This is a genomic window from Mucilaginibacter sp. CAU 1740 (assembly GCF_039839285.1).
GTDB lineage: Bacteria > Bacteroidota > Bacteroidia > Sphingobacteriales > Sphingobacteriaceae > Mucilaginibacter.
The window spans coordinates 205,511-213,723 of sequence record NZ_JBDOQS010000016.1 but is presented as its reverse complement, the minus strand read 5'-3'; the positions used below and the strand labels follow the sequence as shown (position 1 = coordinate 213,723).

11 protein-coding genes are annotated in these 8,213 nt (G+C 41.3%); 6 read left to right on the top strand and 5 right to left on the bottom strand.

What is annotated here, in order from left to right; genetic code table 11:
• Positions 1 to 229 precede the first annotated feature (229 nt).
• From AAFN85_RS28030 to AAFN85_RS28015, 4 genes are all read right to left on the bottom strand, one after another.
• On the bottom strand, positions 230 to 2,098 hold the full coding sequence (locus AAFN85_RS28030; protein WP_347531279.1) for a tetratricopeptide repeat-containing sensor histidine kinase: 1,869 nt from the start codon (positions 2,096 to 2,098) through the stop codon (positions 230 to 232).
• Positions 2,099 to 2,367: 269 nt separating this feature from the next.
• Entirely contained in the window at positions 2,368 to 3,069 is a 702-nt protein-coding gene (locus AAFN85_RS28025; RefSeq protein ID WP_347531278.1) for an NUDIX domain-containing protein, read from the bottom strand.
• Positions 3,070 to 3,236: 167 nt separating this feature from the next.
• Entirely contained in the window at positions 3,237 to 3,659 is a 423-nt protein-coding gene (locus AAFN85_RS28020; RefSeq protein WP_347531277.1) for a secondary thiamine-phosphate synthase enzyme YjbQ, read from the bottom strand.
• A gap of 91 nt (positions 3,660 to 3,750) precedes the next feature.
• Positions 3,751 to 4,068 (bottom strand): hypothetical protein, encoded by a 318-nt coding sequence (locus AAFN85_RS28015; protein WP_347531276.1) that lies wholly within the window; start codon positions 4,066 to 4,068, stop codon positions 3,751 to 3,753.
• Positions 4,069 to 4,229: 161 nt separating this feature from the next.
• Here AAFN85_RS28015 and AAFN85_RS28010 point away from each other — a divergent pair, with 161 nt between their 5' ends.
• A complete protein-coding gene (locus tag AAFN85_RS28010) occupies positions 4,230 to 4,643 on the top strand; it encodes a VOC family protein (protein ID WP_347531275.1) in 414 nt (137 codons plus the stop codon).
• Between the two features lie 8 nt (positions 4,644 to 4,651).
• Here the strand turns inward: AAFN85_RS28010 and AAFN85_RS28005 are convergent, their stop codons facing one another.
• Positions 4,652 to 5,053 carry a hypothetical protein gene (locus AAFN85_RS28005; protein WP_347531274.1) on the bottom strand — a complete coding sequence of 134 codons (402 nt, stop codon included), beginning with the start codon at positions 5,051 to 5,053 and terminating at the stop codon, positions 4,652 to 4,654.
• A 144-nt stretch (positions 5,054 to 5,197) separates the two neighbouring features.
• Here AAFN85_RS28005 and AAFN85_RS28000 point away from each other — a divergent pair, with 144 nt between their 5' ends.
• The 5 genes from AAFN85_RS28000 to AAFN85_RS27980 all read left to right on the top strand — a co-directional run bounded on the left by AAFN85_RS28000 (position 5,198) and on the right by AAFN85_RS27980 (position 8,199).
• Positions 5,198 to 6,136: a sugar phosphate isomerase/epimerase gene (locus AAFN85_RS28000; protein WP_347531273.1), complete on the top strand. Its 939-nt coding sequence runs from the start codon at positions 5,198 to 5,200 to the stop codon at positions 6,134 to 6,136.
• Between the two features lie 129 nt (positions 6,137 to 6,265).
• Positions 6,266 to 6,445: a hypothetical protein gene (locus AAFN85_RS27995; protein WP_347531272.1), complete on the top strand. Its 180-nt coding sequence runs from the start codon at positions 6,266 to 6,268 to the stop codon at positions 6,443 to 6,445.
• A gap of 60 nt (positions 6,446 to 6,505) precedes the next feature.
• Entirely contained in the window at positions 6,506 to 7,435 is a 930-nt protein-coding gene (locus AAFN85_RS27990) for a TPM domain-containing protein (RefSeq protein WP_347531271.1), read from the top strand.
• A 40-nt stretch (positions 7,436 to 7,475) separates the two neighbouring features.
• On the top strand, positions 7,476 to 7,727 hold the full coding sequence (locus tag AAFN85_RS27985; RefSeq protein ID WP_347531270.1) for a hypothetical protein: 252 nt from the start codon (positions 7,476 to 7,478) through the stop codon (positions 7,725 to 7,727).
• Positions 7,728 to 7,755: 28 nt separating this feature from the next.
• Positions 7,756 to 8,199, top strand: a complete 444-nt coding sequence (locus tag AAFN85_RS27980) for a protein-disulfide reductase DsbD domain-containing protein (RefSeq protein ID WP_347531269.1) — start codon at positions 7,756 to 7,758, stop codon at positions 8,197 to 8,199.
• Positions 8,200 to 8,213 lie beyond the last annotated feature (14 nt).

The window sequence follows — 8,213 nt, the reverse complement described above, 5'->3', positions numbered from 1 at the left end:
GGCGGATATAACCCGAAGTCATACCGCCCTAAACAGGCTGGCATAGAGCCGCCTTAAGTAAACAAAATTAGAATTTATTTGATAATTAACACAGAATCTCTCTACGCTGTGCGTAAAGAGGGGGATTTTTAAATTTCTTAATTTTTCATACCCTCTTTAACCGCAGGTTAGAGAGGGTGGTCCAGCGAAGCGTAGACCGGGTGAGTAAACTCTGCGGTATATAGCCCTCTTACTTCGGATTAGGCAATGAATAACAAAACGCCGCCCCTCTAACTTCATTATTTTCCACCCAGATTCGGCCGTTCATTTTTTCGGTAAAATCCTTACATATCATCAATGCAACACCCGCGCCTTTTTCCTTTTCGTTGCTGTACTGCATATTGGTTTGGAAGTTAAACAACAGTTGCAGCTTATCGGGCGAGATTCCTTTGCCCTCGTCTTTTACACATAGCGTAGTGTTGCCATCACCGGCTTTGGCTGTGATGGTAATGGTTGAGTTATCGGGCGAAAATTTGATAGCGTTGTGGATAAAATTGCGGTGGATAAATTGCACCAATTCCTTATCGGCATAAACAACAATTGTGGGGTCAACTTCGTTCACAAAATGAAGCTGGTGCTCTTCGCCCATCAGCATAAATGGCTGCAGTGATTCTTCTACCAAATCTTTTAAGTTTAGCGGGTGAGCCTGGTATTCAAAACCTGATAGTTGTTGCTTGATCCAATGCAGGATATTCTCAAAAATCTCAAGCGAGATGTTTGATGAATGCTCCATGGTATCAACCAGGTCCATCAACTCGTCGCGGGTAAATGAGTCGGCATCTTTTAAAACTGTGGCCAGTGTTTTGAGCGCGCCTATGGGTTGCCTGAAATCGTGGGCGAGGATGGATACCAGCTTATTGTTAAATTCATGGTCAACTTCCAGCTTTTCGTTGCGGAGCTGCACTTTGCGGTTCAGCTCTTCGAGCGTTTTACCGTGCCGCTTTTTTAAAGCGTACAGGCGGTAAATAAAAATAACAGCAATAGCAGTGATGATAAATAAAATGCCGGCTACAATGGCTAATACCTGCCGGTTTTGACTGCGGATGGTGATGGCCTCAAGTTGCTGATCTTTCAGGGCGTAGTCGATATAATCAAAGCCTGATGTGTTGGTGTACACTTCCTCGTCGTCGTACAGTTTTAACAGTTTGGCGCTGTATCGTTGTACCTCGGGCAGGTTATTCTGGGCGATGTAAATATCATAAAGCTTTTTGCCGAAGATCTTTTCATAGTAATGATAGCCGCTTTTTTCGGCAATGCTGAGGCCTTGTTTGTAATAGGTAATACCTTTGGATGTATCGGTAGCAAAATACAGATCGCCAAGGTTAATGACCATATCAAGGCTCAGGTAGTACAATTCCATAGACAGGCCGCTGTTGATGGCTTTTTGCAGGAGCGCTATACCTTTTTCGCGCTCGTTATTTTGCAGGTATATGAGGCTTTGAATTTGGTCGGCTTCCAGCAGGGTGCGTTTATCATTAAACCTGTTACCTATCTGTCTTGCCTTTTCAAGATAAAACTCTGTCGAATCTTTTGAGAGTTGATTCGGGTACAATAATATATAATTGCAGATCAGTAATGACATGATCGAATCGCGCTGCAAAGTTTTGCCGATGTTTAAAGCCCGTTTAAAAAAGTTGATGGCCTTTTTATCTTCCTTATTTTCGTTAAATACCAGGCCAATATTCATCAGTCCCTGTACTACGTTTGATGTATCGCCAAGTTCTTTATATAAATTAAAAGCTTCGTTATAATAGCGCAACGAAAGCTGCAGGTTGCCTTTCACATCATACACAATACCAATAGCGTTCAGCGCATCGGCTTTGCCTTGTTTGTAGTTAAGGCGATCGGCAATGGCCCTGGCCTGCTTTGCATAGTGAAAGGCGCTATCGATGTTGCGTTCGTACATCAGCAAACCCAGGCGGTTAAGCGTGTTTACATACTGTATGCTATCCTTAATTAAAGGCAAAGCCTTTTTTAATTGCTTAACCTCTTTTAACTGGCCAAAACATACGGATATGGTACATAAAAGCAATACCAAAAAGCTTACAGATCTCTTCATTAATAATGGTTGTACAAACAGGTACTACGGTTTAGAATAGCCTGGTACCATTATACGGATAAAATATCGTATAGTTAACTAACAAGAAAACAAAATAGAAAAGGACGGTAGAACTTAGGTAAGCCTATTTGCTGGCGCGAAAATTTTCACACTAATTTTTTCGAATTAGCGAATTGCACGAATTATTTATTGATGTAATTAGATAATTCGTGTAATTCGATTAAATGTAATAGAGTAGAAAAGTTATTCGTGTCTAAATTTTATATCGCCTACAACGTATCCGGGTTAGGGATAAAGTTCATGAACGCCTGAAACTTGGCGTAGTAGTTTTGCATGTTAAGCTGGTAATAATAAGCGCCGCGTTTTGAACCGGCTTTATCTTTATCGGCCAGTTTAATAAGTAAGCCCGTTGCCAATACCCGTTTGCTGAAGTTACGTTTATCAATAGTGGTATTGAACACGCACTCGTATAGCGTTTGCAATTGTGGGATGGTGAATTTGGTAGGCAAAAGTTCGAACAAAATAGGGTGCATAGCCGCCTTGTAGCGAATGCGTTTACGGGCCTGCTCAACCATTTCCTGCTGATCAAATATCAGCTTAGGCGCACGTTTAAGCTGAAACCATTCGGCCTGGTAATCATCACTTATCTGGGCTTCGTATTTGTGGATATCGATCAAAGCAAAATACGATACTGAAACTGTCCGTTCAATAGGATCACGCTGCGGCTGGCCAAAAGTGTACAGCTGCTCGAGGTACACGCCCTCCAAACCTGTTAGCTGTTTCAAAATGCGGTTGGCGCTTTGATCAAGGCTTTCTTCGGGCTGTACAAAACCGCCCATCAGGCTCCAGTTACCTTTTTCGGGCTGGAAACCGCGTTTTATAAGCAATATTTTTAAAACCTCGCCGTCGAAACCAAAAATTATACAATCTACGGCCAATAATAACCTTGTTTGCTTAGAATACTTGAGCATTTATAACCTTGATATTTTGTGATGAAAAACAAATATAGAACAACATTTGATATAAGTTCCTAACCTGTGGGCTTATACAAGTTAAAAGAGTATCAAATTACATTAATTTTTCAAAAGTGTAAATTAATTGTATTTTTTACAATAAATAATTGTGCTTTGGAATAATTTTATTCGCCCCAGGCCGTGATAACCAACGTACGGCTGCCGCCATAGTTTCGGTGTTCGCAAAGATAAATACCCTGCCACATACCTAATGCAAACCTGCCATTACGGATGGGAATAGTTACCGAACTGCCTAATAATGCTGCTTTTAAATGCGCGGGCATATCGTCGGGGCCTTCATCATCGTGCAGATAATCAGGATCATTTTCGGGTACCGTTTTGCTGAAAAACATTTCAAAATCCTGCCGTACGGTTGGGTCGGCATTTTCATTAATGGCTAATGAGGCCGAGGTGTGCTGGATAAAAACCTGGCAAATGCCTGTTTTAATTTCAGATATCTGGGGGAGGGCATTAGCAACTTCGGCTGTAATGAGGTGAAACCCCCTTCTGCGTTCCCTGAGTTGCAACATTTGCTGAAATATTTTCATAAACAGTGGTATTTATAGCGATGATGCAAACATATCTATAAACATCGTTCCGTTTTTATGCCAATATACCCGAAAATTAAAATTTGTCTACTTAAGACACAACGGATGGATTAAGCCCGGTACCTTGTGAGTAGAATAACCGGTTAATGAAAGCTCTTATTTTTTCGAAAAGGTTTTTAGCTGCCGGTTTTTCAACAGTAAATGGTAGCTCGTTATCCGGGGGCTTGGGAGCATCGGTATCCTGCATTTCTTCCAGTACTATCTCGCGGATGTCGGGATCCCGGTTTACGATCTCATCAAGCTCGGTGAGTTCGTTAAAAGTGGCTTTACCGGATTTTTGCCGTTTTATCAGTATCTCAAAACGGTCCTGGTTAAAAGTGCGCCTTTCCAGTTGTTTGCCGTGTTTCATGTTTAACTCAATTACTGATATAACTAACTCAAATTAAATGCCATGAATTTATATTATTGATTATTAATGTTTTGTGTTGTTTTTGGCTTGAGGGATATGCATCGGTTTGATACACGGAACGTACGTTTTCGTGCAGCGTTTTAAATACATAACTTTAAAGTATGATTTACGATGTCCCCAACCAAACACAAGGCCTTGCGCCGTTGCTACAGGTTTTTGATATGCCTACAGCCTTAAAGTTTTATCGCGATGTGTTGAGCTTTAGGATTGTCCGATCATCTGGCGAAGGCGACGATGTAGATTGGGTGCTGCTTAAGCTGAACAGTATCGAACTAATGCTAAATACAGCTTATGAAAAGCCAAACCGCCCACCGCAACCCGATGAGCAACGAAGTTTGGCGCATGCCGATACATCATTGTATTTCGGCAACCCGGATATCAACGGTTTGTATGCTTATTTAACAGGTAAAGGAATGCACCTCAAAGCTCCGGAAATAACAGGTTATGGCTGGAAAGCCATATACTTGCTCGATCCCGATGGGTATTTATTGTGCTTTCATTGGCCTGTTGAATAGCCAACGCATCACTGTTTCTCATAATGATACTCCGGCCCATCGGCAGCAAGCGGCGCAGTGCCATAAAAAGTAAGTACCTTCTTATCTGTCCTGAAAAATATTGGGTTGGTGCTTGATGTATCGTTATCGTAAATGATTTGCTCATGGGTGTTATCATACCTGCGAGTACGGTAGGTTCCGCTTTTTATTAGTGTATCTTTTTTAAAGTGTTTGTAAGTGGTAGCAGTAAAAGCGATGATATTGCCATTGCCCGGTTTTACGGTGCTGCTATCTTTAACAGGTGTGCAGTAGCAGCTCATGCCGCGATACTCCCATTTTCCAACCAGTGATGTATTGTTAATGGTGTCATTATTTTTTGAGCATCCAAATAAAAGGTTAAAGGCACTTATAAGCAGCAGAATCTTTTTCATAATTGTGAGGTTATAATAGCTATTACGCCTGCAATTGCCCAAGCGCTACAACTCGTAACACTTTCAATACAAAATTTGCCAATTTTAATTAATTGATAACTTTGGTATTAACCATTATTAACATCAAACCTAACAATCTACCAAATGAAACAGCATAACTTATCAAGGCGTAGCTTTATAGTTAACAGCTCGGTTGCAGCGGCAGCGTTTTTAGTGCTTTCCAAATCCTCGTTCGCCGGCCAGTTGTTGTCTGGAGCCGATAAACCCAACTCCAGGATCAACGGGGTGCAAATAGGGGTGATCACTTACTCGTTCAGGAGCATGCCGGGTACTATTAACGATCTGTTGAAATATTGTATCGATTGTAATATTAACGCTATTGAACTGATGGGCGATGCCGCCGAAGCTTATGCCGGCGCGCCTAAAAAAGAAGCGGGTGAAGATTGGGACGCTTTTAGCAAAAAGATAGCCGAATGGCGGGCTGGTGCTTCTTTGGATAAGTTTAAAGAGATCCGTAAAATGTATAACGATGCAGGGGTAACCATTTACGCCTGGAAACCTAATGCCCTGGGCGCTAAAAATACTGATGCAGAGATTGACTATGCATTTAACGCGGGCAAAGCCCTTGGTGTAAGCCACGTTACTGTAGAACTGCCAGACGAAACTCAGACCAAACGCCTTGGTGATATTGCCGCCAAACATAAAATGATGGTAGGCTACCATGCCCATACCCAGGCAACTCCAACGCTTTGGGATACAGCCCTTAGCCAATCAAAATATAATGGTATTAACCTTGATATTGGCCATTATGTGTCTGGTACCAGCAGCAGTCCCGTTCCGTTTATCGAAAAATATCATGATCGGATCACCAGTATGCACATTAAAGACCGCAAGTTTCACGATGGCCCCAACCAACCCTGGGGACAAGGCGATACGCCGATAAAAGAAGTACTGCAATTGCTTAAAACCAATAAATACAAATTCCCGGCAACTATCGAGCTGGAATACAAGATCCCGGATGGATCTGACGCGGTTAAAGAAGTGAAGATCTGCCGCCAGTTTGCCGCCGACGCGTTGGCGTAATCAGGATAGATTTTAATGTAGTTGATCGGATTATATAAATGATGTTTGTGATCTTTATATAGTTCGATCAATGCTTACAGGGTAGCGGTTTTATTCATTTTTTGAGATCGCGCTTCTAATTTTTACCAAATGAACAATGGCTGCAAAATAAGACCGGAGTGGGTGCCTGAAGCCTACAAAAGCAATGATGGTGCTGAAAGTAACAATCATGCGCAAACGGATGCCAGCCAGTCACAAGCTTTACCCCATAACAGCTTGTATGGTTATCATAAAAAATATCCTGCCCGGCAACGATATTCAAAAAAGTGAGGTTTATTAAACCAATTTCTTTTTTACCTTAGTGAACCGCTATTTTATACCGGCCTTGTCATGATAAAAAGAATATCCCTTTTTGCACTGTTGCTGCTAACGCAATACACTTTTGCCCAAATCCCCAAACCTCAAAAAAACACCTATGTAAATGATTTTGCGCATGTATTGAGCAAAGATCAGGTTAATAGCTTAAACAAACAGATCTACACTATTGAAAAGGCATCTACCGTGCAAGTAGCTATTGTGCTGGTAAAAACTGTTCCCGCCAAATACACCATTGATAAGTTTGCCGTACAGATAGGGCGTAAATGGAATGTGGGTAAAGCGCATAACGGAATTGTGTACGTTGCGGCGATCAACCAGCACAAACAACGTATTGAACTGGATAGTGCCAGCCTGCAAAAGATAACGTCTTTAGAGCAGGAGTGGTTGCTCAATGATATTAAACCATACTTTAAGCAAAACGACTATTATGGTGGCCTCACAAACTTAACCCAGCAATTAAATAAGTATCTTACACCTCCACCAGCACTCGGTGCCGAGCCTGTAGCCCAAAAAGCAAAACCTGCCGAACCGGAGGAAACAGTGATTTGGCCGTTATTTCTTATTCTTGGTATGGTGGTAGCGTTTGTTTGGCTGATAATTTACGTGATAAAACGGATGATAAGGGACGTGCGCGAGAATAGGGCAGCTGGTTTATACTCGTCATCATCATCGGGAGGTAGCTTTTTTAGCCGTCGCCGTTATCGTAACCGCTGGGGAAATGATCATTATTATCACACTACTAACAACTATTATGAAAGCCAGTCATCAACTCGTTCAAGCAGGGATGACGACGACGATGATGATAACCGCCCATCTAATTGGGGGAATTGGGGTAGTTCATCTGATAATGATGACAGCGACGACGATAAAAGGCGGAGTAGCTCATCGTCATCATCGGGCGGTAGTTTTTCAAACAGTGGCGGCTCAACTTCCGATTGGTAATTGATAGTTATCACTCAACCAGAAAACTTATCTTTATAAAATGGATTCGAAAATATTTTCATACAAAGTTGATGGTATTGTGCTTGCCCCGGTTAACGACCTTCTAAGCACCAGCCCGGTATTTGACCGTAAAGAACTGCTCAATAAACTGAAAGATCTTTTTAATGAAGATGATTATAAAGTTGACGAACGATCGTTGGATTATAAAATAAAAGATGGTCAGCTTTTTATTGAAGGTGTGGTGATGAAGAAGGAAGAGGTGAAATCGATAGGGTTTATGTTTAGTAAATAGCGGAGGTATTTCAATGATCTGTAATAACATGCTGAAGAAAATATTAATACTATTGGTTTTTGTTGTGATAGGCTTTTACAGTCATGCCCAGGTATTAACACCCATCAAATGGTCGTACGCCTCAAAAAAGATCGATAATAAGCAAGCCATGTTATTTGTAAAAGCCAACCTTGATAAAGGGTGGCATATCTACTCGCAGCAGGCAACTGGGCCAATAAAAACAAGGTTTAATTTTATAAAAGATGGTGGCTACAGTCTTGTAGGGAAAATAACCGAGCCTATGCCCATCAGTAAATTCGAACCTTTATTAAATCAAACATTGCAATATTTTGAGCAGTCGGTGGTTTTTCAGCAAAAAATAAAATTAAAAAGTACAAAGGCTGTTGTGAAAGGTACGGTGAACTTTTTGGTTTGTAATGATAAGCATTGTTTACCTCCCGACGAGGTTAATTTTACTATACCTGTAAAATAACCGGTTGTTTTTTG

Bases quoted from the DNA above. Each gene is read 5' to 3' on its own strand.
- AAFN85_RS28030 (WP_347531279.1), bottom strand. From the start codon at position 2,098: ATGAAGAGATCTGTAAGCTTTTTGGTATTGCTTTTATGTACCATATCC.
- AAFN85_RS28025 (WP_347531278.1), bottom strand. From the start codon at position 3,069: ATGCTCAAGTATTCTAAGCAAACAAGGTTATTATTGGCCGTAGATTGT.
- AAFN85_RS28005 (WP_347531274.1), bottom strand. From the start codon at position 5,053: ATGAAAAAGATTCTGCTGCTTATAAGTGCCTTTAACCTTTTATTTGGA.
- AAFN85_RS27985 (WP_347531270.1), top strand. From the start codon at position 7,476: ATGGATTCGAAAATATTTTCATACAAAGTTGATGGTATTGTGCTTGCC.
- AAFN85_RS28010 (WP_347531275.1), top strand. From the start codon at position 4,230: ATGATTTACGATGTCCCCAACCAAACACAAGGCCTTGCGCCGTTGCTA.
- AAFN85_RS28015 (WP_347531276.1), bottom strand. From the start codon at position 4,068: ATGAAACACGGCAAACAACTGGAAAGGCGCACTTTTAACCAGGACCGT.
- AAFN85_RS28020 (WP_347531277.1), bottom strand. From the start codon at position 3,659: ATGAAAATATTTCAGCAAATGTTGCAACTCAGGGAACGCAGAAGGGGG.
- AAFN85_RS27980 (WP_347531269.1), top strand. From the start codon at position 7,756: ATGCTGAAGAAAATATTAATACTATTGGTTTTTGTTGTGATAGGCTTT.
- AAFN85_RS27990 (WP_347531271.1), top strand. From the start codon at position 6,506: ATGATAAAAAGAATATCCCTTTTTGCACTGTTGCTGCTAACGCAATAC.
- AAFN85_RS27995 (WP_347531272.1), top strand. From the start codon at position 6,266: ATGAACAATGGCTGCAAAATAAGACCGGAGTGGGTGCCTGAAGCCTAC.
- AAFN85_RS28000 (WP_347531273.1), top strand. From the start codon at position 5,198: ATGAAACAGCATAACTTATCAAGGCGTAGCTTTATAGTTAACAGCTCG.